Raw genomic sequence first — 20,779 nt, forward strand, 5'->3', positions numbered from 1 at the left:
AGGCTCATGGCAGGATCAGGGGGACCATGAAGAGCGATGAGGGAGGCCAAATCGTTAACCCCATTATGAGCGTGAACTCATAATGCAGTCCTTTCGCGAAACCAGGATAGGAACATGATCTTCGCGATCCGACCCGCCAGCCAAGCTGACGTACCTGGCATCATCGCCGTGGACATGGCGGCCGTGCGGACTTCGCAGGCCCTCGCTGAGAGATTCGCCGCGAGCCTTAGCGCCGCCGTCGCGGACCACGTGCGTCTCGTCGTCGTCGCAGAAGCGCAAGATGACGCGAATGTGGGCGGAGGGGCCGGCGTCGTGGGTTGGGCGAAAACCCATCACTGGGACTATGACGACGGCCCTGCGTTGGCCGGTCACTACTTGGGTGGTGTCACCGTGCGGCCGGATTTCCGGCGCCTTGGAGTAGCTGCGGAACTGACGGCCGCCCGTATGGCGTGGATTTGGGAGCGGGCTGACCGCGCGTGGTTTGTGGTCAACGTGCAGAACGAGGCGTCGCTGGCTTTGCACCGGAAGTGGGGATTTCGTGAGGTGGCCCGGGGGCCCCGATTTCATACGGTAACGTTCGACGGCGGCGAAGGGGTCCTGCTGCAGGCGGCGCGGCCGCTGTCCTGACCCTCGGGGACGCCCGTCAGCCTTAGCATGGTCTTCAGATGCGCCGACCGGGGGAGAGTGTGATGGGGCCGTTGGAATCAATTCAAGCGAGCACGAGGCAGAGTGAGACAGCCCGAAAGGGATTGCCTTCGAAGACCCAGCGGAAGCGGTCTAACCGGCAACGAAAGCTGGAGTTGGCGATATTGCTGGTGCTGGTCGTCGCTCTGGCACTTTCGGCTACACCATGGCCCTCGGCCATGCTGATCCGAAGTGTTTTTGAGCGCGGGGCGCAGGCAACGATTGACGAAATGACACCGTACGTTCCTGATACACCGCTGCAAACGCAGCCGGGCATCGTGTACAAGCCCGGTTCCACCTTCGATGTTTTCAGTCCCGCAGGCACTACTGCGCCACTTCCCACCGTGGTGTGGATTCATGGAGGCGCTTGGATTTCCGGTGCCCAGCGCGATGTGAATCCGTATCTCCAGATCCTGGCGGCCGAGGGATACACCACCATTGGCATGAGTTATCCGATCGCCCCCGAGGCCACCTATCCCACGGCGGTGGGTGACATCAACGAAGCCCTTGCCTACATCAAGGCCCATGCCGCCGAGCTGAACGTGGACACCAGCCGCATTGTCCTGGCCGGCGACTCTGCCGGCGCGCAACTCGCGAGCCAGATGACCACGCTCACCGTGAACCCCGAGTATGCCAATCTGATGGGAATCCAACCTGCGCTACAGAAGTCGGAGCTGGCGGCCACCATCCTGCATTGTGGTGTCTATGACCTTCGGGCCATGGCGGACCTTAGCGGAATCGTTGCCTGGGGTTTCAAGACGTCCTTGTGGGCGTATACGGGCACGAAGGATTGGTCTGCTACCTACGCTGGCGCGACCATGTCCACCATCGATTTCGTGACCGACGACTTCCCGCCGACGTTCATCAGCGGCGGCAATGGCGACGGGCTCACGTGGCTGCAGTCTGTTCCCTACAGCAATCGGCTGAAGGACGCCGGGGTCCCGGTGACGGAGCTCTTCTGGCCTGCTACGCACGAGCCTGAACTGCCGCATGAGTACCAGTTCCACTTGAATTTCGATGAGGCGCGCGAGGCTCGGGACAAGACCTTCGATTTCCTCTCCACTCACGCCGCGAGGCGGTAGCCAGCGCCCGGCAGAAGACACAATTCAGGCCTTTCGGGAATACTTCGTAGCACGGCCCTGTTCATTGATTTAGATGCAAACGCATGTAAGCTGGATGAACGAGCAACAGGAGAACGCCATGGAAACCCGCCGCATCACCGTACTTTCCGCCGGACTTGGTGTACCGTCGTCGAGCCGCTTGCTGGCCGACCAGCTGGCCGCCTCCACAGAGCGGCAACTGCGCGCGGCAGGGTACCAAGCGAAGATTGACGTCGTCGAACTGCGCGACCTGGCGGTGGACATCGCCAATAACTTCGTCACCGGCTATGCCGCACCGCGCCTGGCGGACGTGATTGCCGGCGTCGAGGATTCCGACGCCATCATCGCAGTCAGCCCCGTCTTCAGTGCCTCCTACAGTGGTCTGTTCAAGTCGTTTATCGACGTCCTGGACCCGAAGTCGCTGGAAGGCAAAGCCGTGCTGCTGGGCGCTACGGGCGGCACCGACCGCCACCAAATGGTCCTCGACTACGCAATGCGGCCCCTGTTCAGCTACTTGCGGACCAGGATCGCGGCTACCGGCGTCTTCGCGGGGCCACAGGACTGGGGAAACGCCGACGACGGCGCCTCGCCGCTCTCGGTGCGCGTAGACCGGGCCGCAGGTGAACTCGTGCAGTTGTTGAGCAGGTCGCAGCCGCGCCGCAAGAACGACTCGCTCGAGTCGCTGCCGTTCGAACAGCTGCTCGCCGGTATCTCAGCAGGCAGATAGGCCGAACTTATTCCACGGTCCGATCGTTGGGGCAAACATGAAATGTCCTGTGGATTCCATTGACCTGGTGATGAGCGAACGAAGCGGTGTGGAGATCGACTACTGCCCCCAGTGCAGGGGTGTGTGGCTGGATCGTGGGGAGTTGGACAAGATCATCGATCGCGTCGCGGCGGAAACCATCCCAGCTCCGGTCCGGCCCGCCGCCGCGCCGTCCCAGCCTCCTATCGCGCCGCCGCCCATCTACAATCCCTTTGAGTCGCGGCCCCAGCAGCCGCGGTACGACGATAGGGACAGGCGCGACTACGACCGAAGGGACAACGACCGCCGTGACGGCTACGATCGCGACCAGTACAGCCGCAAGCGCAAGAAGAAGGAAGGGTTCCTGGGCGACTTGTTCGACTTCTAGTCGCGTTTAGTCGTCCAAGAGTTCGATGAACTCACGGGCCTGCTTAATGTTGATGTCTGAGTGGCGCGTCAAGGCAAGTGCCGCGCCCTCCACGTCACCGCTCTTTGCCAGCGTGCGGATTCGTCCGTAGATCTCGTCGTTGAGCATGTTGCTGCTCACTTCCCGGGTGACTTCGCCCTTGCTGACGATTGCCCTGTACCGGTAGGGGAAGCGTTCGGGCTCATCGTCGTCGTCGGCCAGTAAGTCTTTGGGCGGAGCCTCCGGCGTGAACGGCTGAGGGTGCGCCGCCAGGGCGCCGACGGCGTTACGCGAGGCCCGCAGGCCCTCACCAGTAGCCTGCAGGTAGAGCTTGATGGCCGCCATGCCCTGCCCCTGCGCGATGAGCGAGTAGAGCTGTCGGTGCTGTTCCTGATTGAGTTTGGCCGCAGACTCCTTGGCCAACTCCACTGGGTCCTTGGGAGCATTCGCCGCTGCGATGCTTGCCTTGCTTTCAGCCGAGCGCTTGGTGAACGAGCGAATAAGCAGGAGCACGCCCGCAATGACCACAATGAGGATCAATAGCGGGATGAGGATGGAATCCATGGCGTTGTCAGAGCCGATCTACGTAGTTCTTGGCAGTAAGCAAATCTGAGTGGGTGGCCTGGCGCAGGACTTTGATGGCCTCGATCTTCTTCCCGCTCCGGACCAGGTTTTGTAGCTCGAAGGCAAGTTGCGGGTTCAGCTGGCCATTGGGCAGGACGGCAGGTTGACGACCCGTTTGGCCGGCTGCGTGGGACCGCGCCGCCTGCGCCTGGATGGCCGTCCTGGTGTTCTCTGCCTGCTCCCTCTGACTGGCCTCGTTTTGGCTCGGCTTGGTGGTGGCTTCAATCCGTGCACGGAGGGCCAGCGCTTCCTGTACTTGGGACGCTTGGTGCGCAGCGGAACGCGCCGCTAGTTCACGCTGATACCTCTCGGCGTCCGAGACGCCCGTGTCCCGCGGTTTGAAGGCCGCGGTGAGTGCCCACAGCAGGCCCACGAGGACAAGAAGCGGAAGGACAATCGTCAGTACGTCACCAAAGTTCATCCCCATGCTTAGAGCTTATGCCAGAAGTTGGTTATCCACAGCACATTCCACTTTCGGCATAGGCTTCTGAGAGAGATGTGTCAAATTAACGTCCGCTTTGTAAGATGCATCACAATTTCGGCATGTTTAGCATGATTTTGCTTGTGCGGGTGGCCTGGCGGCATGCGACCTCTGTGGATTAGTTCCGCCCAAATCTTTCTTGGGTCCACAGCTTGTGAAGAGTGTTTCCGCAGGTCGGAGGCTATTTTCCCCTAAAAGAATTTCTCTATCCACAGGGTAACGCACAGTCTGTGCACAACGTGGGGCTTGTATTCCACAGGTTTTCCACAGGGGGTATGCGACGTCTGCTGTAACGTGTCTGAAGTGTCCAATTTGGGCATGAATATCCCGTGCCGGGTTTCTCGGACTCCCGAAAAGTCACTACTTGTGACGGGTCTCCGGAACCGACTGTGGATAACTTGTGGATACGGCTATTCTGTCGGACCTGCCTGACATCGTGGGATGCATCAGGCGGACCCTGTAGCCACACTGCGCTTTAAGGACCGCCAGGAAGTAAACCTGCAGCGGTACACAAATGGAGGACGGCTTTGTCAGTTACGCACTTGGACTCAATCGAGGGCTCACGCGCTTCGGACTCGAGCCGGAAACCTCCACAGGACATCCCCGCTGAACAGTCGGTGCTCGGCGGCATGATGCTCTCCAAAGACGCCATCGCCGACGTAGTCGAAATCGTCCGCGGGCACGACTTTTATCGTCCAGCACACGAGACCATCTACGAGTCCATCATCGATCTCTACGGCCGGGGCGAACCCGCCGACGCCGTCACAGTCTCAGATGAACTGACCAAACGCGGTGAGATCAACCGGATCGGCGGTCCTGCCTACCTCCACGAGCTCATCCAAACGGTCCCCACAGCGGCCAATGCCGGCTACTATGCCGAGATCGTTGCTGAACGCGCAGTGCTGCGCCGCCTGGTTAACGCCGGCACCAAGATCGTCCAGATGGGCTACGGCCAGGACGGCGAAGTGGAAGACCTGGTCAACCAGGCCCAGGCCGAGGTGTACGCGGTAGCTGAGAAGCGTACTGCGGAGGACTACGTGGCGTTGAAGGACGTCATGGAATCCACCGTGGATGAAATTGAAGCGTCTGGTCACCGCGGCGAAGGCATGACGGGCGTTCCTACCGGCTTCTACGAGCTGGACGAGTTGACGCACGGACTTCACCCCGGCCAGATGATTGTTATCGCTGCCCGTCCTGCCGTGGGTAAGTCCACGTTCGCGCTGGACTTTGCCCGCTCCGCGGCCATCAAGAACAACCTGGCCACAGTCATGTTCTCCCTGGAAATGGGCCGGAACGAGATCGCCATGCGTCTTCTCTCCGCAGAAGCGACCATCGGTCTGCAGGATCTGCGCAAGGGCACCATCAAGGACGAGCAATGGTCCAAGATCGCCACCACCATGGGCCGCATGAACGACGCTCCGCTGTTTATTGACGACAGCCCCAACATGTCCCTCATGGAAATCCGCGCCAAATGCCGCCGCTTGAAGCAGCAGCACGACCTCAAACTCGTGATCCTCGACTACCTCCAGCTCATGAGCTCCGGTAAGAAAGTTGAGTCCCGCCAGCAGGAAGTCTCCGAGTTCTCCCGTGCCCTGAAGCTGCTTGCCAAGGAGCTGCAGGTTCCCGTCATCGCACTGTCACAGCTGAACCGTGGTTCCGAGCAGCGCCAGGACAAGCGCCCCATGGTGTCCGACCTCCGTGAATCAGGCTCCATCGAGCAGGACGCCGACATGGTCATCCTGCTCCACCGTGAGGATGTCTACGACAAAGAATCGCCCCGCGCCGGTGAGGCAGACATTCTGATCGCCAAGCACCGTAACGGTCCCACCAAGGACATTGTGGTTGCCTTCCAAGGTCACTACTCTCGCTTTGCCAACATGGCGGGCGAAACAGGTGCCGGTGGCGGCTTCTAACTGCTCCAGAACGGCCCTGCGTTCTACCTTTATGGGGCGGCCAGAGCCAAGGCCGCCGTCAGGTCCTCGTAAGTCTCCTCGATGTGACCTCTTCGGCTGGTAATTGTGGTGGCCATTGGACGGGAATCAAGGCCGATGGCGAGGTGCTCATACATCGACTCCAACAACTGTGAACCTCCACCTTGTTCCACAATGGCGGTTACGCGGGCGTGCCAGGGGTCCTGGCTGTCCTTGCGTGAGTAGAACCTCTCAACAGATGCCTCGCGGCTGTCCATCAGAACGATTTCCCTGAAGCCTGCGCCGGCCTCTTCTGCAGCATTGCGGAACAACAAGACTTCATCCCCGGAGTCGAGATACTGCGGCATGATCACTGTATGCCCAGCCATCAGGTGCGTGGCGGCCATGCTGAGCGCAATCGGACGCACCAGGTTCCCGGCGGCCTGGAAGTCCTCCTCCCAACCTCCGATCAAGCAGCGAACCTTATCGACATCCAGGTTGAGGACACCGGGATGGCCATCCGCGTACATTCCGGCGAGGGTCGATTTTCCAATTCCGGGCGGGCCGTTGAGCAGGATCAGTTCAGCCATCGAGTGTCCGGTCGCTTGAAGCACGTGGTGGGAGACATGCCTGACACTCTAGGCCAACCCGAGGGCTGGGCGTTCGATTTCGACTGGCTGGTACGGCTGGGCTGGCTCAGCCGAACAACAAGTAGAAGATCACGGCAAGGCCAGGGAAGAGTGCCTGCCCTATAGCGCTCAACAGCAGGCGCTTTTCCGTGACCCACAGCCAGAAACCCAGAAAAACATGGCTCAGACAGCAAAAAAGGACGATAGCTGCCCCACCCGCCGGGTTGCCGGAGTTCACCATCCACAATCCCACGGCCATGCCAACCCCGAAGGTTACGTTGTAGGCGCCAACGTTCATTGCCCACATGCGAACGGCACGAACATCATCAGGTTCGATCAGAAAAATCCGGTGCAAACGCTGATCACCGTGCCGGAAGATCTCCATCAGGCCGACGCTGATCAGTGCCAGCGCAGTAGCGCCGGCCAGAACCTGACTCAGTAGATTCATGAGCGCGTCCTCCAGACGGAAGCCAAGACACCCAATTGCCTGTTCGTGGAGAATACGCCGCCGACGCAACGCCCTTCAAGAGGTTCTCAGCAGCCCTCAAAGTCGCTGAGCACCTTCACCTTCGACGCTGATCTGGACGCGGGATCGAATGTGTAGCCGATCCACTCCCTGGCCAGGCGACGGGCCAACTCCACGCCCACAACGCGCTGTCCCATGGTGAGGACCTGGCAGTCGTTGGACAGGATTGAGCGTTCCACGGAGAACGAATCGTGTGCTGCTGTGGCCCTGATCCCGGGGACCTTGTTGGCCGCGATGGCCACGCCGATCCCTGTGCCGCAGAAAAGGATGGCACGCTCGGCTTTGCCCTCGCGGATCATTTCGCCTGCCGCGATGCCAACGTAGGGGTACGGCCTGGTGAAGTCTTCATCAGCACGGTTCACGCCGATATCTATGACCTCCGTGATGCGGGAGTCAGCCTCAAGGTCGGCCAAGATTCGGTTCTTGTAGTCGACGCCGGCTTCATCGGCACCCACAATGATGCGCATGGAAATTCTCCTAATTGCTTGCTGCGGCGGGAACGGGAATTGCGGTGAAGTGAGGCCCGACGGCGGCAAACACCATGGCGAGCGACGTCGCGCCGGGATCCGGCGTGCCTATGCTCTTCTCGGCCAACGGCCTGGCGCGTCCCTTGAGGGGACGAAGACCTGCGGTAGACGCAGCCGCCTCGGTAGCGTCCGATGCAGCGGCTGCCCACGCGTCCTCGGCAGCAGCGCCCGGCAGGACGCGGTCTTCAAATGAGGATGCAAAGGGCAGCAGCGCATCCATCATGGTTTTGTCGCCGATCTCGGCTTTTCCAAGGTTCGAGATCCGGTCCGCGAAGGCTCGAACAGACTGGGCGAGGACATCCGGCGTCGGGGTCTCTGCATCTCCCAACCGCTCGCCAAAGGCGCGCAGTCCCGCGCCCCACAGCACGCCGGACGTTCCGCCCGCCTTGTCTGCCCACGCGTCCCCGGCAGCTGCGAGCAGCGAGCCGGCACCCGCGCCGCGTTCGAACGCAACGGTAGCGGCGTCGAGGGCTGCCGCGGATCCACGAACCATGCCGCGGCCGTGGTCGCCGTCGCCGGCAATCGCATCCATGTCGCCCAGCATTGCTTCGCAATCGCGAAGGAGCGCCGCCGTCGTGTCCAGAGCTTGAAGGCACTGTGAGGCATAAGCTCGGGACTCTTCTGTGGAGGAGTAGTTGGCAGCGGTAACGGCGTCCAGCTCAGCTTCAGACGCGTGAGAAGCAGCGACGTCGAACCCGGCAGCACCACGGCGGTAGGCCGGCGTCAGCGCCGGCGCGGTCCAGTACTGTTCCAACTCGTCATCCAACCACGTCAGCGTCAGCGATGCGCCGGCCATGTCCAGGCTGGTCACCAACTCACCCACCTCCGGCATCACCAAGGCATAGCCTGCTTCGCGGAGCAGCGGAGCCACGGTGCGCCAGAGGACGAACAGTTCTTCGTGCTTCGTGGAACCCAGACCGTTGAGGATCACGGCGAGACGGGTGGAGGCGCCCACTGGCGTTTCGGCGAGCACGCGGCGCACCAGTTCCTGCCCAAGCTCGACGGCGGACGGCAGCTCGGTATCGAACAGTCCCGGTTCGCCGTGGATACCAAGGCCCAGGCCCATCTGTCCCTCCGGAAGGCGGAACAAGGGCTGATCGGCGCCGGGGAAGGTGCAGCCGCTGAAGGCTGTGCCAATGGTCCGCGTAAACTCATTCGCCTTGCGCCCCAAGCGAACCACGGAGTCCAGGTCCAGTCCGGCTTCGGCCGCTCCTCCCATGACCTTGAACACCACAAAGTCACCGGCAATGCCGCGGCGCTTCTCGATCTCATCGAGGGAGGCGCTGGCGATATCGTCCGTGACAAGCACGTTCTCCGTGGCGATTCCCTCGGCATTCAGTCGCTCACTGGCCAAGCCGAAGTTCATGACGTCCCCGGCGTAGTTGCCGTAGGTGAACACAACGCCGGCTCCGGAATTGGCAGCCTTGGCCACGGAATAGCCCTGCTGCGAGGAAGGTGACGTGAAGATATTGCCCACCACGGCACCGTCAGCGAAGCCCGGCCCGATGATGCCGGCGAAGGCCGGGTAGTGCCCGGAGCCGCCACCGGCGATGACGGCGACTTTCGGCGTTGCCGGGCGGCTGCGGCGGACAGCGCCTCCTTCAACCTGGCGGACGAGGTCCGAGTGGGCGTCACAGAAACCGGCGAGGGCTTCGTCCGCGAAGTCGGCGGGATCGTTGAAGATTCTTGTCATGGTGGGTCCTGGTTGTGGATTTCGGACTGGGGGAGGGACTTAGTGGATGTGGCTGCCGCCATTGATGTCGATGGTGGTACCGGTGAGGTACGCGGAGTCCTCGGAGGAGAGGAACGTGATGACGGCGGCTACTTCCTCCGTGGTGGCGTTGCGGCCCAAGGGGATGCCGGCGTTGATGGCGGCTTCCTGCTCTTCAGTGCTGCCAACGCGGATGTTGGTGTCCACGGCGCCGGGCGTGATGGCGTTGACGGTCACGCCGGTTTCGCCGATTTCGCGGGCGAGTGCCTTGGTGAAGCCGAGGATGGCGGCTTTGGCTGCGGAGTAGGGAACCTTGCCGAATACGCCGCCGCCGCGTTGCGCGGAGACCGAGGACATGTTGACGATGCGGCCCCAGCCGTTGGCGATCATGTCAGGCAGGAACGCCTTGGTGACGAGATAGGTGCCAGTGGCGTTGACGTCCATGACCTTGTGCCACAGCTCAAGCGTGGTTTCCAGGAAAGGAACGGGGGAGGTGATACCTGCGATGTTGGCCAGGGCGCCCACGGGCGGGAGGTTTCCGGCGGCAACTTCTGCGGCGACTGCGGCCTGGGCTGCGGTGACGGAGGCTTCGTTGGCGACGTCGATCTCATAGCCGAAGGCCGGAACGTTGAATTCGTTGGCGATCTCGGCGGCAACCTTGGCGGACTTCTCGCCGTCGAGGTCCAGGATGACGATGCCCCAGCCCTGGTTGGCGTAGCGGCGGGCGGTGGTCAGGCCGATGCCGCGATCTGAGGTAGCTCCGGTGAGGACGGCGGTGCGCTGGATGGTGGTCATGGTGCTCCTTGAATATGAGGTAACGAGGTTTAGATGAGGTCTGAGATGTAGCTGGCTGCTTTGGCTGCGGCGGCGGGGCGTTCGTCGTGGGTAACGTCCCGGGTTTCCAGTTCCAGGGAGAAGTGGCCGGTGTAGCCAACGCTCCGTAGTGCCGCGAGTCCGGCGGCGAAGTCGGCCTCGCCGTTGCCGATGCTGAGGTTGATGTTCCCTGGCTCGTAGACGGTTGCCGCCACGGCGTCCCGCAGGTGGACGTGCTTGATCCGGCCGGCAAAACGGTCCATGAAGTCCACGGGGTCGCCACCGGAAGCGACGATGTGGCTGAAGTCCATGACGATTCCGACGTCGGAACCGGCAAGGCGGTCGGCGAGGAGCTGTGCACGCTCAGTGTTCCAGCACAGCCGGTAGTAGTGCAGGGATTCGGTCCACAGCTCTACGCCGAACTCCGCCGCGCGCCCATCGGCACTCATCAGTTGCGCGGCCACGAGGTCCAGGTCCTCATCCAGGCTCCGCAGCGGCTCGTGATCGATAGCCCCGCACGGCAGGACTAGCGCCCTCGCGCCGGTCTTGGCGGCCAGGGTGAGCAGCATATCGAGGTGCCCTTCGCGCGCTTCCTGAGCGCCGGCGTCGAGCGTTGCGTTCAGGTCGCCGACGTCGCCGTTCACTGAGCGGACGCGCATTCCCGAGGTCTTTACGACGGCGGCAACCGCCTCCACAGCCTCGGCGTCCAGTACGTAGGGCACATGGTCGCAGACGCCGGGGAGTGCGCCGAGATCGATTTCCTCGAAACCGAGTCCACGCATGGTGTGCAGGGCAGTGGCCAGATCCTGGTGGCGGAAGCTGATGGACGAACAGCCCAGTCGTTGATGAAACATCGTCGTTGATCCTCAAATTGGGGCCCTCGCCAGAGAGGGACCTTAGTGATGGACACCACGTTAGCTAGGTTGACTGTCAACAGTCAACCTCCAAGGTTGACTGTTGACATTGCTGGTGTCGTCGGTCACAGTTGACGTATTATGTTGACTGTCGACAGTGGGGTTGCCGAAGAAGCACCCCACTCTTGAAAGGGAAAGACACACATGAGCAATGAAGCTCTGACCATGCGTGGTCCGGTTCATGGAACCAAGGAAGCAAAGCGCGTCGCCGTCGGTTCCGGCGTTGGCGCAGTCATCGAAACCTACGACTTCATCGGTTTCGGCACCGCCGCAGCACTGTACTTCGGTACGGCGTTCTTCCCGGGCGCCGACCCGGTAACAGGCACCCTGGCCTCCTTCGCGACCCTCGGCGTCGGCTTCGCTGCCCGTCCGCTGGGTGGCATCATCGGTGGCCACCTCGGCGACAAGCTCGGCCGCAAGCCGGTCTTGGTTGCATCGCTCATTTTGATGGGCCTTGCTACCTTCGCCATCGGCCTGTTGCCCACCTACCAGCAAGTGGGCCTCCTGGCTCCCGCACTGCTGGTTCTCGTCCGCATCATTCAAGGCTTGGCCTTCGGTGCTGAATGGGGCGGTGCCATCCTGATGAGCTACGAGCACGCACCGTGGCGGAAAAAGGGCCAGTTCACGGGCATCGTGCAGGCCGGCTTCCCGGTGGGCCTACTGCTCGCCAACCTTGTCTTCCTCAGCAGCGTGGGCCTCGGCAGTGAGTGGGCCTGGCGAGTGCCGTTCCTCGCGAGCATTGTCCTTGTGGCTGTGGGCTTGATCATCCGTTCCAAGGTTCCCGAGTCCCCCGTATTCGAGGACGTGAAGGCCAAGGGCGACATCGTGAAGTCCCCCATCGTCGAGGTCATCAAGACCGACTGGCGCAACATCGTCCGCGGCATCGGCCTCCGCATCGCTGAAACTGCCGGCTACGCCGTGTCCGTGACGTACATGATCTCCTACCTGCACACCAACAACCTGGCCGACAAGACCGAAACCTTGGCGGCGCTCTGCATCGCGGCCGGCATCGGTATCTTCGCAACGTACTTCTGGGGCAAACTGACGGACCGCGTTGGTCGCCGTCCTGTTTACATCTGGTCCACAGCGTTCGCAGTTGTGTTCGGCATCCCGATGTTCATGCTGGTCAACACCGGCCTTTTCCTCCTGATCATCGCAACCATCGTCATCGCCTACGCTGTCTGCCAGAACTCCCTTGCCGGCGCCCAGGGTGCCTGGTTCCCGGAACTCTTCCAGGCCAAGACCCGCTCCTCCGGCGCCTCGCTGTCCTACCAGATCTCCGCCATGGTCTCCGGCTTCACCCCCTTCATCACCACCCTGCTGTTCGTCAGCATGGGATGGATGGGGCCGGCCCTGCTGTTCAGCATCTACGCAGCCATCGGCCTGTGGGCGGCACTGATTACCCGGGAAACCTGGGGAAAGCGCGAGCGTGCTCTCGCTGAAGAAGCCGCCAGCAAAACTCCCCAGACGGTAAACGCCTAAGCAGCCATCGACGTCAGGCGCGTTCTCCCCATCAGCACGCGCCCGACTCCGGAAGGAAACCAATGACTCTCTCTTCAGTCGAAGTGGCACCAGTGGCCACTCCTACGCCCGAGCGTGTGGACAGCATCCGCGCCGCCGCCTACCGCATCCGTCATCACGCGCTGAATATGGGCGAAGTCCAAGGGCAGGGCTATGTCGGCCAGGCCCTCGGTGCGGCCGATATGCTCGCCGCCGTCTACGCCGATCAGCTGACGTACCGCGCCGAAGATCCGCACTGGGAAGGACGCGACCGCTTCCTTCTTTCCACCGGGCACTACGCCATTGGTCACTATGCAGCGCTGGCCGAAGCTGGAATCGTTCCGGTGGCCGAACTCGAAACGTACGGCTCCGATGATTCCCGCCTGCCGATGTCGGGTATGTCCACTTACACCCCGGGCATGGAAATCTCAGGCGGTTCGCTTGGACACGGCCTGACGGTTGCCGTCGGAATGGCTTTGGGCCTGCGTCTTCAGAGCTCAACGTCAAGGGTGATCAACTTTCTGTCCGACGGTGAGTTGGACGAGGGTTCCACCTGGGAAGCCGCCATGGGTGCACACCACCACCAGCTCGGAAACCTGACCGCCATGGTAGACATCAATGCCCTCCAAGCAGACGGGGCCACGGAAACTGTGCTCCGCACCGAACCGGTGACCGAAAAGTGGGAATCGTTCGGCTGGTACACCCAGCGCGTCGACGGGAACGACGTGAGTGCGCTGCTGGGAGCGTTCGACAACATCGCTGCCCTGGCGGCGCCGATCGGGCGGCCCTCGGTCATCCTCTGTGACACCAAGGTAGGTCGCGGTGTGCCGCTCTTGGAGACCCGTGAGAAAGCGCACTTCATGCGCATCGAAGAAAACGAGTGGCAGATCTGCCGCGAACAGTTGACCGCAGGATACGAAGGGACGGCTTCAGCATGAGCACAATTACGACGGCGGCCGGTGCCGCTGCTTCATCGGTCGCCGCCTCGACGGCTAAACCGAAGCTGAAGACCTCGGCCATGATCGCATCCTTCGCCGATCCCGGCCAGAAGACCACTTCCGCCCCGTTCGGGCATGCACTGGTCAAGGCGGCCGAAGCCGACTCCCGGATCGTGGGTCTGACCGCGGATCTTGGTAAGTACACGGACATGCACATCTTCGCAAAGGCGTTCCCCGAGCGGTTCTTCCAGATGGGCATGGCCGAGCAGCTCCTCTTCGGCGCCGCTGCAGGCATGGCAGAGACTGGCTTGATCCCATTCGCTTCCACCTACTCGGTGTTCGCGGCACGGCGTGCGTATGACTTCCTGTGCCTGGACATCGCCGAGCCGAACCTCAACGTCAACATCATCGGGGGGCTCCCTGGCCTTACCACCGGGTACGGACCGAGCCACCAGGCCACCGAGGACATGGCGATCTTCCGCGGCATGCCCAACCTCACCATCGTGGATCCCTGCGACTCCGTCGACATCGAACAGGCCGTTCCGCAGCTTGCGGCCTCCGACGGACCAACATACCTGCGCTTGCTGCGCGGTAACGTGCCCACCGTCCTGGACGAGTACGACTACACGTTCGAGCTGGGCAAGGCCAAGGTCCTGCGCGAGGGCAAAGATGTTGTTTTCGTTTCCTCCGGCCTGATGACCATGCGTGCTTTGCAGGCGGCAGATGCCCTGGCGAAGCACAACGTGGATGTCGCCGTGGTGCACACACCCACCATCAAGCCGTTCGACTCTGCCACCGTACTGGCAGAGCTGAACACCGACCGGCTGGCCGTCACTCTGGAAAACCACACGGTTGTTGGCGGCCTGTTCGAAACTGTTGCCTCCGCCGTCGTCACCGCCGGTCTCGGCAAGCGCGTGGTGCCCATCGCGCTTCCCGACCAGTTCCTCGACGCCGGTGCGTTGCCCACGCTGCACGAACGATACGGATTGTCCGTAGACCGAATCGTTGCGAAGGTGCTTGCGGAGCTTGGCTGAGCTTTCCTCGCTGGGCGGGACGGACATGACTGCCCGTCCCGCCACGCTGCCCGTAGTATCGACAGTTAACATCGGACTGTTAGCAGTCGCCCACTGAACCGAGGACACACCATGGCCGTCACCGCATCCCTGCTGGGACTTGAGAAGAAGAGCCTGCGCGAACAGGCACTCGCAGCACTGCGGACCGCGATCACCAGTGGCGAACTCGAGCCCGGGCGACACCTCGTGGAAACCGAGCTTTCCGAGATGCTCCAAATCAGCCGCGGCACCCTTCGGGAAGCCCTGCGCCAGCTGGAACAGGAAGGCCTGATCTCCGCCGGAGCACGCGGCCGCATGTCCGTGCGGCACCTGGACGTCAAGGAAATCCGGGATATCTTCGCTGTTCGCGGCGTTTTGGAATCGTTGGCCGCCCGGACCCTCAGTGACATGCCGGACAAGGAAGCCGCGCTCGCAGAACTGCGTGCCGCCGTCGACAATATGGATAAAGCCGCCAAGTCCTCACTGCAGGAGCGGATCGAATCCGACCTTGAGTTCCACCGCACGCTCTGCCGCCTGTCCGGAAACGAAACGTTGCTGCACTCCTGGGAATCCCTGGAGGGCTCCATCCGGATGTCCATCATGTTCGCCGGGTTGGAACGCGCCACCCGGAATATGAGCGTGGGCCGGCATCACGACATTGTTGCTGCCATCGAGACTGGAAATGCGGCAAAAGCACGGGAAACGATCATCGCGCACATGGACAGTGCGGCGGAGAACCTCGTCGGCTAGTTCCTCAATTGCGTTGGTTGGCCGCTTTCCCATTGTTGGGCAACGACGCTGCAGCGGGATAGCAGCGGTGTTGCTGGAATGAAGCAGGGGTATAGGGTAAGTCGTCATGGCGTTGAGACTTGTTCAGGTGAATTTCAAAGCACGGGATGACTCAGCTCTCGGACAGTTTTGGGCGGAAGCCCTCGGGTGGGGTGTCTCCAGTGAGGGACCCGGTGTGACCAACGTTGAACCCCTGGGTTTCACTTGGCCGGACCCCTCAGCTGTTTGCGTTGACGTTGTGACAGTTCCGGATCCGGAGACGGTGAAATATCGCGCGCACCTCGATCTCGCAACCACTTCCGCAGCTCATCAAAAGGAGCTGGTGGCGCGGCTCAAAGAGCTCGGCGCTACACCGGCCGATGTAGGCCAGGGAGATGTGCCCTGGACGGTCTTGGCGGATCCCGAGGGGAACCTGTTCTGCGTTCTGGAACCCCGTCCGATCTACCAGGACACAGGACCCATCGCCACGGTGGTGGTCAACTGCAGCGATCCGCGGGCCATGGCCGACTTCTGGAGTGAGGCGATGGATTGGACTCTGCACGAAGTGAACGATGACCATGCGAGGCTGCGTTCGTCCGAGGGGGTCGGGCCATATCTGGAGTTGCTGCGCACGCCAGACCCCGACAGACTGCCGAACCGTATCCATCTGGACCTGATGCCGTATCCCGGTGATGATCAAGACGCTGAAGTGGTCCGGCTACATACACTGGGCGCGGCTAACATCGACATCGGCCAGGGCGATGTGCCGTGGCGTTGCCTCACAGACCCCGAAGGCAACGAGTTCTGCGTCCTGACACCGGGCTGACAATATGGCTCGTAACCACGTCCGGACCAAGCGGCTGTTAGCTGCCTGACGCCTTCAACAGGTGATCCGGGAGCCGGTTTCCCGGTGCCCGCCCACGGATTTCCAAGAGTTCACGGGCGTGGGCGTGCAGCTTCTTGTCCTCCTCGGATACTGGAACCCAGGAAGGAATCGGTACAGCGGTCCCTGTTTCGTCGCGCGCCACCATCACCGTGAGGCAGTACGTGGTCAGGTTCATTTCGCGGGTCTTGGGATCGCCGGAGCGTACGTGGACCGCAATGTGCATGCCCTTGGCGCCGGTGTAGACGAGCCGCGCCTCTACCTCGACGACATGGCCAATCAGCAGGGGCCGGTAGAAACGGACGCCCCCGGAGAACACAGCCACGGTGTCCTTGCCGCAGTATCGGGAGGCGCAAACGTACGCTGCTTCGTCGATCCACTTCATCACGATGCCACCGTGCACCTTGCCGCCCCAGTTGACGTCAGTGGGGGACGCCATAAACCGCAGGACAACACGCTCGGCGGTTCCGGCGTCGGTGTAGTCTTGGGCGTTCATCGCGTTGACGATCTGCTCGCGGACCTCGATGCGCGCCAAGGCGTGGTCGCGCTGCTCGACCTCTTGGGGCGTGGACGGCTCAAACTGGGGGACAGGAATTGGCTTGCCATCGGGTCCCACCGCTACGAAAATCACCATGCACTGGCTGTGCATTGTCTCCGGCCCACCTTTGGGATCGCGGGAGCTGACCACCGTGTGGATGTGCATCGAGGAGCGGCCGGTGTAGACGATGGTGGAGGTCACTTCCACCATGTCGCCGCTGTTCACGGGATCCGTGAAGTGGATGTTGCCCACGTACGCCGTGACGCAGTACGACTTCGACCAGCCAACTGCTGCTGCGTACGCGGCCTTATCCACCCACTCAAGGACGGTGCCGGCGTCGACTGACCCGCTGTGGCCTACGTCCATGGGAGCCGCGAGGAAACGGAGGGTCACTGAATTGGCGGCGTCATCGCTCATGCATGGAATCTTACTGTCGCCGGGTTTCTGTTACGTGACAAAGTCCGACTACCCGCGCTGGATGCCGAGGGTGGCAATCAGGTCCTCATGGAGTTCGAACCAAACCCGGTGGAAGGAATCCCGGTCGGTAGCTGTCAGCCAGGCTGTGTCCTGGACAGCATGCTTGAGTGCTCCCAACAGGCGCTCGGAGTAGCCCTCGAACCGAGGCAGCAAAACGCTCAGCTGTGGTTCGAGTAGACGCCAGGACGCCAAGGCGCCTATCAGGACGTCCACGGCGCCTTCATCCGCCGGAGATTGCAGCTGGATGGCACTGCAGGCGCCCACGACGCCGGTGTTGACCTCGGCGAAATTGTCATGCACCGCCAACACCGCGTCTCGTGCACCGGCGTGGTCCAGTTCACCGGCCAGCAGCCGCTCGTTCTCAATTCTCCCGAGACTCGACAGCGACCAGCCGCTGGCCCCCGCGAAGGTGCTGTGCGAAACAAAGCCGTTCACGCCGGCGTCGATGAGCTGCGACTCCACCAAACCGGGGTCTTGCGAGAATCGAGCCGCTACCGCCTGGGTCTCAGCGAAACCGAGGAGGCGGACCGCATGCAGGGTGAGGAGTGTCATTCGGTATCCATCAGGGTGATTGTTCCCCGGGACCCGTCAATTGCCAGGGGGCCGCCGTCGGCGAGAAGGTGCAGCGCATCCCGTACACCCAGTACGGCAGGGATACCGAACTCCCGGGCAACGATCGCGGCGTGCGACAACATTCCGCCGGTCTCCGTGACCACGGCTGAAGCCATTCCGAAGAGAGGCGTCCAGGCGGGGTCGGTAGTGCGGCAGACCAAAACATCGCCGGATTGGAAGCGTGTGAACTCGTCGGGACCGTGGATGAGCCGGGCATTGCCGTGGGCTGTACCTGTGCTGGCGCCGACGCCGGTGAGGATGGTCATCATCAGGCTATTTCTACTACAGAAAACACTGCCCCGGCACCAACAATTGAAGCGGCCGCCGAACTGGCTGAGGCATTGCACCCTTGAACGTTCTCTCACATCCCGGCCCTTAAAGCCCGAGGCTCTCTCACTTTCCTTAAGAAAGGGAGAGAGCGATCGGCTGAAGGGCTCGTTATGTGCGAGAGCGTCGGGGTGGTGGGCGCTACGCGAGGACGCGGAGTTTCGATCCCGAGCGGCCGAATAGTGCGGCGTCGGCGGAAAGCCTGCCTGCTCCGGCCAGCGCCAGGGCCAAGGCGGCGCCTGCGAAGAGCAACACAAGCTCATACCCGCCATTACCGACAAAAACGCCGGCTGGCGCGTGCACTAGGAACAGCGCGCCGAGCATGTTGACGGCCAGCAAGGCTGCGAAGACGCGGGTCAGGAGGCCGATGATCAGGGCAACGCCACCCACGAGCTCGAGGGTTGCGACTATCGGCGCTACTGCTGATGCGGCCGGGACTCCCATTTGGGTGAAGGAGGCCTGAGTTCCGGCGATGGTGAATTCGTTGAACTTCTGCCAACCGTGCGCGGCGAAGAGAAATCCTGCGGTTACTCGCAGGATGGTCAGGGCTGTGGTGGTCAAGCTGGACTTGTTCATACCTTCAACCATCCCCGAGGAAACTTGAAGTGTCAACTAAATGAGGCTCTTTATGACCTGAATCCCAGCTAGCGGGCTTGCATCCGGCGTTTATTGCGCGGCTTCGCCTGAAGCCAAGGCTGCAACAGCCGGGTAGTGATCGGCAGGAAGATGTAGGTCATCAGCGGGGTCAGGATCACGATGTTCAGCAGCACCGCGAATACCAGCGGCCAGTCCTGAGTCAAAGGGTGCAGCAGGAAATTGGCCAACAGGCTGAGCGGGAAGAACGGCAGGAAAATGCTGATGGCCTGCTTCCAGCGCGGCGGCACAACTGTTTCGGGCACAATCACAGAGACATCTCCAGGCCGCGAGAACCATCCCTCGATCCCTGTATGGCGCTCAACCCGGGTGGTCTCCATCATGTCCCTGGCACTATCGATCCACCAGCGACGCTCCTCGGAGTCCTCCCACTCCTGCAGCGAATCGGCGTCCGCGAAGCGATAAAGCATGTGCCATTCAGTGGAATCCACCCCATTGCGCACCCAACCGGACCCCAGATACCCGGGCCATTCGCGGGCGAGTTCCTGTCCGGCGTGGGCCCAGGCATTGGCCTGCCGGGTGTAGCCGGGAAGGATGGTGCGGGCGACGGAAACAGTGACGGGATGCTCATGTGACACGGCCCAAATGTACCCGCCCCGCGGCGGACTAGGCTTGTTTAGTGCCTCAAACCACAACCGCCCCCGCCCGCTCCAACGCCCGCGAAATCCTGCGCCTGGCAGTCCCGGCATTCGGTGCGCTCATTGCCGAGCCACTGTTCCTGCTGGCAGACTCCGCCATTGTGGGGCACCTGGGCGTCGACCAGCTCGCCGGCGTGGGACTTGCGTCCACCATCCTGCACACTGCCGTGGGGCTGATGGTCTTCCTGGCATATTCGACGACGCCGGCGGTCGCCAGGGCGATCGGTGACGGTAAGTTGGGGAAGGCTTTGGCGGCAGGGCGCGACGGCGTCTGGCTGGCACTGCTGCTCGGGTTGGCGCTCGCAGTGGCCGGTTTCGTGGCGGCCGAACCATTGGTTGGCTTCATGGGAGCCACGGGAGACGTGAAGCAATTCGCTGTCGATTACCTGCGATGGTCCATGCCTGGTTTGGCTGCGATGCTCTTGATCTTCGCCGGTACCGGCGTGCTCCGCGGACTTCAGGACACCCGGACACCGCTGGTGGTGGCAACCGCAGGCTTCGCCCTGAACATCGCCCTCAATCTGTTCTTCGTCTATGGGTTGAACATGTCCGTGGCGGGTTCGGCGGTGGGTACAAGCATCGCGCAGTGGGCCATGGCTGCCGTGTACTTGGTAATGGTCAGCCGGAACGCACGTCAGCACGGGGTGTCCTTGAAGCCCGACTGGCACGGCGTCCGCACCATGACCAAGGTGGGTTCGTGGCTCATGCTGCGTACGCTGAGCCTCCGCCTCGCCATCCTTGCGACTGTTTTGGTGGTGACCGCGCAGGGTGCCGTAAACCTGGCCGCGCACCAGTTGGCCATGACCATCTTCTCCTTCCTGGCCTTTGCCCTGGATGCGCTGGCGATCGCAGCGCAAGCCCTGATCGGCAAGGAACTTGGCGCCCGAAACGCCCAACGCGTGCGTGAATTGACCCGCACCATGATCCGCTGGGGCCTCGGATTCGGCGTGATTACCGGCGTGCTCCTGGCGATCGTGGCCCCGTGGGCCGGCTACCTCTTCACGCCCGACTCCGGCGTCCGATCAGCCCTGACCATAGCCCTCTGGGTCCTCGCGGTGGGACAGCCACTTGCCGGATATGTCTTTGTCCTGGACGGTGTCCTTATCGGCGCCGGTGACGCACGCTACCTGGCGATTGCCGGCGTCGTAAACCTGGTGGTCTACTTGCCGTTGCTGGTGGCAATCCACCAGACAAAGCCCGACGGCGAGGCGGGGCTTCTGTGGTTGTGGGCCGCGTTTGCGCTGGGCTACATGCTGGCCCGAGGTGTGACTTTGGGGCTGCGCGCGAGGACGGATCGATGGATGGTGCTGGGTTCGCACTAA

At 62.1% G+C, this 20,779-nt stretch carries 24 protein-coding genes; 11 read left to right on the forward strand and 13 right to left on the reverse strand.

What is annotated here, in order from left to right; translation table 11 throughout:
• Nucleotides 1-114 precede the first annotated feature (114 nt).
• The 4 genes from RIF72_RS07180 (at nucleotide 115) to RIF72_RS07195 (ending at nucleotide 2,917) form a co-directional block, all read left to right on the forward strand.
• On the forward strand, nucleotides 115-627 hold the full coding sequence (locus RIF72_RS07180; RefSeq protein WP_309074154.1) for a GNAT family N-acetyltransferase: 513 nt from the start codon (nucleotides 115-117) through the stop codon (nucleotides 625-627).
• Nucleotides 628-914: 287 nt separating this feature from the next.
• Nucleotides 915-1,766 carry an alpha/beta hydrolase gene (locus tag RIF72_RS07185; protein ID WP_309074155.1) on the forward strand — a complete coding sequence of 284 codons (852 nt, stop codon included), beginning with the start codon at nucleotides 915-917 and terminating at the stop codon, nucleotides 1,764-1,766.
• Nucleotides 1,767-1,884: 118 nt separating this feature from the next.
• Nucleotides 1,885-2,511, forward strand: coding sequence for an FMN reductase (locus tag RIF72_RS07190; protein ID WP_309074273.1), 627 nt, complete (start codon nucleotides 1,885-1,887; stop codon nucleotides 2,509-2,511).
• Between the two features lie 49 nt (nucleotides 2,512-2,560).
• The gene (locus tag RIF72_RS07195; protein WP_309074156.1) at nucleotides 2,561-2,917 is read left to right on the forward strand and encodes a zf-TFIIB domain-containing protein; all 357 of its coding nucleotides are present in this window, start codon (nucleotides 2,561-2,563) and stop codon (nucleotides 2,915-2,917) included.
• A gap of 6 nt (nucleotides 2,918-2,923) precedes the next feature.
• Here the strand turns inward: RIF72_RS07195 and RIF72_RS07200 are convergent, their stop codons facing one another.
• Entirely contained in the window at nucleotides 2,924-3,499 is a 576-nt protein-coding gene (locus tag RIF72_RS07200; protein ID WP_309074157.1) for a hypothetical protein, read from the reverse strand.
• Nucleotides 3,500-3,506: 7 nt separating this feature from the next.
• Entirely contained in the window at nucleotides 3,507-3,980 is a 474-nt protein-coding gene (locus tag RIF72_RS07205) for a hypothetical protein (RefSeq protein ID WP_309074274.1), read from the reverse strand.
• 587 nt (nucleotides 3,981-4,567) lie between these two features.
• On the opposite strand from RIF72_RS07205, the gene dnaB reads away from it, so the two are divergent.
• Entirely contained in the window at nucleotides 4,568-5,953 is a 1,386-nt protein-coding gene (gene dnaB, locus RIF72_RS07210; protein ID WP_309074158.1) for a replicative DNA helicase, read from the forward strand.
• A gap of 29 nt (nucleotides 5,954-5,982) precedes the next feature.
• Here the strand turns inward: dnaB and RIF72_RS07215 are convergent, their stop codons facing one another.
• The 6 genes from RIF72_RS07215 to RIF72_RS07240 form a co-directional block, all read right to left on the reverse strand.
• The gene (locus tag RIF72_RS07215) at nucleotides 5,983-6,540 is read right to left on the reverse strand and encodes an AAA family ATPase (protein WP_309074159.1); all 558 of its coding nucleotides are present in this window, start codon (nucleotides 6,538-6,540) and stop codon (nucleotides 5,983-5,985) included.
• A gap of 106 nt (nucleotides 6,541-6,646) precedes the next feature.
• Complete coding sequence (locus tag RIF72_RS07220) at nucleotides 6,647-7,027, reverse strand: DUF1304 family protein (RefSeq protein ID WP_309074160.1); 381 nt, start codon at nucleotides 7,025-7,027, stop codon at nucleotides 6,647-6,649.
• An 86-nt stretch (nucleotides 7,028-7,113) separates the two neighbouring features.
• Nucleotides 7,114-7,572, reverse strand: coding sequence for a ribose-5-phosphate isomerase (locus RIF72_RS07225; RefSeq protein WP_309074161.1), 459 nt, complete (start codon nucleotides 7,570-7,572; stop codon nucleotides 7,114-7,116).
• Nucleotides 7,573-7,582: 10 nt separating this feature from the next.
• A complete protein-coding gene (locus RIF72_RS07230; RefSeq protein ID WP_309074162.1) occupies nucleotides 7,583-9,325 on the reverse strand; it encodes a dihydroxyacetone kinase family protein in 1,743 nt (580 codons plus the stop codon).
• 39 nt (nucleotides 9,326-9,364) lie between these two features.
• On the reverse strand, nucleotides 9,365-10,138 hold the full coding sequence (locus tag RIF72_RS07235) for an SDR family NAD(P)-dependent oxidoreductase (protein ID WP_179017986.1): 774 nt from the start codon (nucleotides 10,136-10,138) through the stop codon (nucleotides 9,365-9,367).
• 29 nt (nucleotides 10,139-10,167) lie between these two features.
• Entirely contained in the window at nucleotides 10,168-11,010 is an 843-nt protein-coding gene (locus RIF72_RS07240; protein ID WP_309074163.1) for a sugar phosphate isomerase/epimerase, read from the reverse strand.
• Between the two features lie 204 nt (nucleotides 11,011-11,214).
• On the opposite strand from RIF72_RS07240, the gene RIF72_RS07245 reads away from it, so the two are divergent.
• From RIF72_RS07245 to RIF72_RS07265, 5 genes are all read left to right on the forward strand, one after another.
• Nucleotides 11,215-12,552: an MFS transporter gene (locus tag RIF72_RS07245; RefSeq protein WP_309074164.1), complete on the forward strand. Its 1,338-nt coding sequence runs from the start codon at nucleotides 11,215-11,217 to the stop codon at nucleotides 12,550-12,552.
• 62 nt (nucleotides 12,553-12,614) lie between these two features.
• On the forward strand, nucleotides 12,615-13,508 hold the full coding sequence (locus tag RIF72_RS07250; RefSeq protein ID WP_309074165.1) for a transketolase: 894 nt from the start codon (nucleotides 12,615-12,617) through the stop codon (nucleotides 13,506-13,508).
• Nucleotides 13,505-14,542: a transketolase C-terminal domain-containing protein gene (locus tag RIF72_RS07255; protein WP_309074166.1), complete on the forward strand. Its 1,038-nt coding sequence runs from the start codon at nucleotides 13,505-13,507 to the stop codon at nucleotides 14,540-14,542. Before RIF72_RS07250 ends, RIF72_RS07255 begins: the two co-directional genes overlap by 4 nt.
• A 111-nt stretch (nucleotides 14,543-14,653) precedes the next feature.
• Nucleotides 14,654-15,310: a GntR family transcriptional regulator gene (locus RIF72_RS07260; RefSeq protein ID WP_091464115.1), complete on the forward strand. Its 657-nt coding sequence runs from the start codon at nucleotides 14,654-14,656 to the stop codon at nucleotides 15,308-15,310.
• Nucleotides 15,311-15,416: 106 nt separating this feature from the next.
• Nucleotides 15,417-16,154, forward strand: a complete 738-nt coding sequence (locus RIF72_RS07265) for a VOC family protein (protein WP_309074167.1) — start codon at nucleotides 15,417-15,419, stop codon at nucleotides 16,152-16,154.
• Nucleotides 16,155-16,191: 37 nt separating this feature from the next.
• Here the strand turns inward: RIF72_RS07265 and RIF72_RS07270 are convergent, their stop codons facing one another.
• The 5 genes from RIF72_RS07270 to RIF72_RS07290 form a co-directional block, all read right to left on the reverse strand.
• Nucleotides 16,192-17,166 (reverse strand): acyl-CoA thioesterase, encoded by a 975-nt coding sequence (locus tag RIF72_RS07270; RefSeq protein WP_091464110.1) that lies wholly within the window; start codon nucleotides 17,164-17,166, stop codon nucleotides 16,192-16,194.
• 48 nt (nucleotides 17,167-17,214) lie between these two features.
• Complete coding sequence (locus RIF72_RS07275; RefSeq protein WP_309074168.1) at nucleotides 17,215-17,778, reverse strand: hypothetical protein; 564 nt, start codon at nucleotides 17,776-17,778, stop codon at nucleotides 17,215-17,217.
• Nucleotides 17,775-18,107 carry a PEP-utilizing enzyme gene (locus tag RIF72_RS07280; protein ID WP_309074169.1) on the reverse strand — a complete coding sequence of 111 codons (333 nt, stop codon included), beginning with the start codon at nucleotides 18,105-18,107 and terminating at the stop codon, nucleotides 17,775-17,777. The genes RIF72_RS07275 and RIF72_RS07280 overlap by 4 nt, the downstream gene beginning before the upstream one ends.
• A gap of 199 nt (nucleotides 18,108-18,306) precedes the next feature.
• Nucleotides 18,307-18,741: a DoxX family protein gene (locus RIF72_RS07285; RefSeq protein WP_309074170.1), complete on the reverse strand. Its 435-nt coding sequence runs from the start codon at nucleotides 18,739-18,741 to the stop codon at nucleotides 18,307-18,309.
• Between the two features lie 68 nt (nucleotides 18,742-18,809).
• Nucleotides 18,810-19,397: an antibiotic biosynthesis monooxygenase gene (locus RIF72_RS07290; RefSeq protein ID WP_309074171.1), complete on the reverse strand. Its 588-nt coding sequence runs from the start codon at nucleotides 19,395-19,397 to the stop codon at nucleotides 18,810-18,812.
• Between the two features lie 41 nt (nucleotides 19,398-19,438).
• Between RIF72_RS07290 and RIF72_RS07295 the strand changes: the two genes are divergently transcribed.
• Nucleotides 19,439-20,779: an MATE family efflux transporter gene (locus RIF72_RS07295; RefSeq protein WP_309074172.1), complete on the forward strand. Its 1,341-nt coding sequence runs from the start codon at nucleotides 19,439-19,441 to the stop codon at nucleotides 20,777-20,779.

Source organism: Paenarthrobacter sp. (assembly GCF_031180005.1).
In the GTDB taxonomy this organism is placed as follows: domain Bacteria; phylum Actinomycetota; class Actinomycetes; order Actinomycetales; family Micrococcaceae; genus Arthrobacter.

What these genes read in the sequence shown, in the direction of transcription:
- RIF72_RS07285 (WP_309074170.1), bottom strand. Translation starts at nt 18,741, where the DNA reads ATGAACAAGTCCAGCTTGACCACCACAGCCCTGACCATCCTGCGAGTA.
- RIF72_RS07260 (WP_091464115.1), top strand. Translation starts at nt 14,654, where the DNA reads ATGGCCGTCACCGCATCCCTGCTGGGACTTGAGAAGAAGAGCCTGCGC.
- RIF72_RS07255 (WP_309074166.1), top strand. Translation starts at nt 13,505, where the DNA reads ATGAGCACAATTACGACGGCGGCCGGTGCCGCTGCTTCATCGGTCGCC.
- RIF72_RS07265 (WP_309074167.1), top strand. Translation starts at nt 15,417, where the DNA reads ATGGCGTTGAGACTTGTTCAGGTGAATTTCAAAGCACGGGATGACTCA.
- RIF72_RS07200 (WP_309074157.1), bottom strand. Translation starts at nt 3,499, where the DNA reads ATGGATTCCATCCTCATCCCGCTATTGATCCTCATTGTGGTCATTGCG.
- RIF72_RS07230 (WP_309074162.1), bottom strand. Translation starts at nt 9,325, where the DNA reads ATGACAAGAATCTTCAACGATCCCGCCGACTTCGCGGACGAAGCCCTC.
- RIF72_RS07275 (WP_309074168.1), bottom strand. Translation starts at nt 17,778, where the DNA reads ATGACACTCCTCACCCTGCATGCGGTCCGCCTCCTCGGTTTCGCTGAG.
- RIF72_RS07280 (WP_309074169.1), bottom strand. Translation starts at nt 18,107, where the DNA reads ATGATGACCATCCTCACCGGCGTCGGCGCCAGCACAGGTACAGCCCAC.
- RIF72_RS07225 (WP_309074161.1), bottom strand. Translation starts at nt 7,572, where the DNA reads ATGCGCATCATTGTGGGTGCCGATGAAGCCGGCGTCGACTACAAGAAC.
- RIF72_RS07245 (WP_309074164.1), top strand. Translation starts at nt 11,215, where the DNA reads ATGAGCAATGAAGCTCTGACCATGCGTGGTCCGGTTCATGGAACCAAG.
- RIF72_RS07185 (WP_309074155.1), top strand. Translation starts at nt 915, where the DNA reads ATGACACCGTACGTTCCTGATACACCGCTGCAAACGCAGCCGGGCATC.
- RIF72_RS07220 (WP_309074160.1), bottom strand. Translation starts at nt 7,027, where the DNA reads ATGAATCTACTGAGTCAGGTTCTGGCCGGCGCTACTGCGCTGGCACTG.
- RIF72_RS07240 (WP_309074163.1), bottom strand. Translation starts at nt 11,010, where the DNA reads ATGTTTCATCAACGACTGGGCTGTTCGTCCATCAGCTTCCGCCACCAG.
- RIF72_RS07215 (WP_309074159.1), bottom strand. Translation starts at nt 6,540, where the DNA reads ATGGCTGAACTGATCCTGCTCAACGGCCCGCCCGGAATTGGAAAATCG.
- RIF72_RS07180 (WP_309074154.1), top strand. Translation starts at nt 115, where the DNA reads ATGATCTTCGCGATCCGACCCGCCAGCCAAGCTGACGTACCTGGCATC.
- RIF72_RS07250 (WP_309074165.1), top strand. Translation starts at nt 12,615, where the DNA reads ATGACTCTCTCTTCAGTCGAAGTGGCACCAGTGGCCACTCCTACGCCC.
- RIF72_RS07190 (WP_309074273.1), top strand. Translation starts at nt 1,885, where the DNA reads ATGGAAACCCGCCGCATCACCGTACTTTCCGCCGGACTTGGTGTACCG.
- RIF72_RS07270 (WP_091464110.1), bottom strand. Translation starts at nt 17,166, where the DNA reads ATGAGCGATGACGCCGCCAATTCAGTGACCCTCCGTTTCCTCGCGGCT.
- RIF72_RS07205 (WP_309074274.1), bottom strand. Translation starts at nt 3,980, where the DNA reads ATGAACTTTGGTGACGTACTGACGATTGTCCTTCCGCTTCTTGTCCTC.
- RIF72_RS07235 (WP_179017986.1), bottom strand. Translation starts at nt 10,138, where the DNA reads ATGACCACCATCCAGCGCACCGCCGTCCTCACCGGAGCTACCTCAGAT.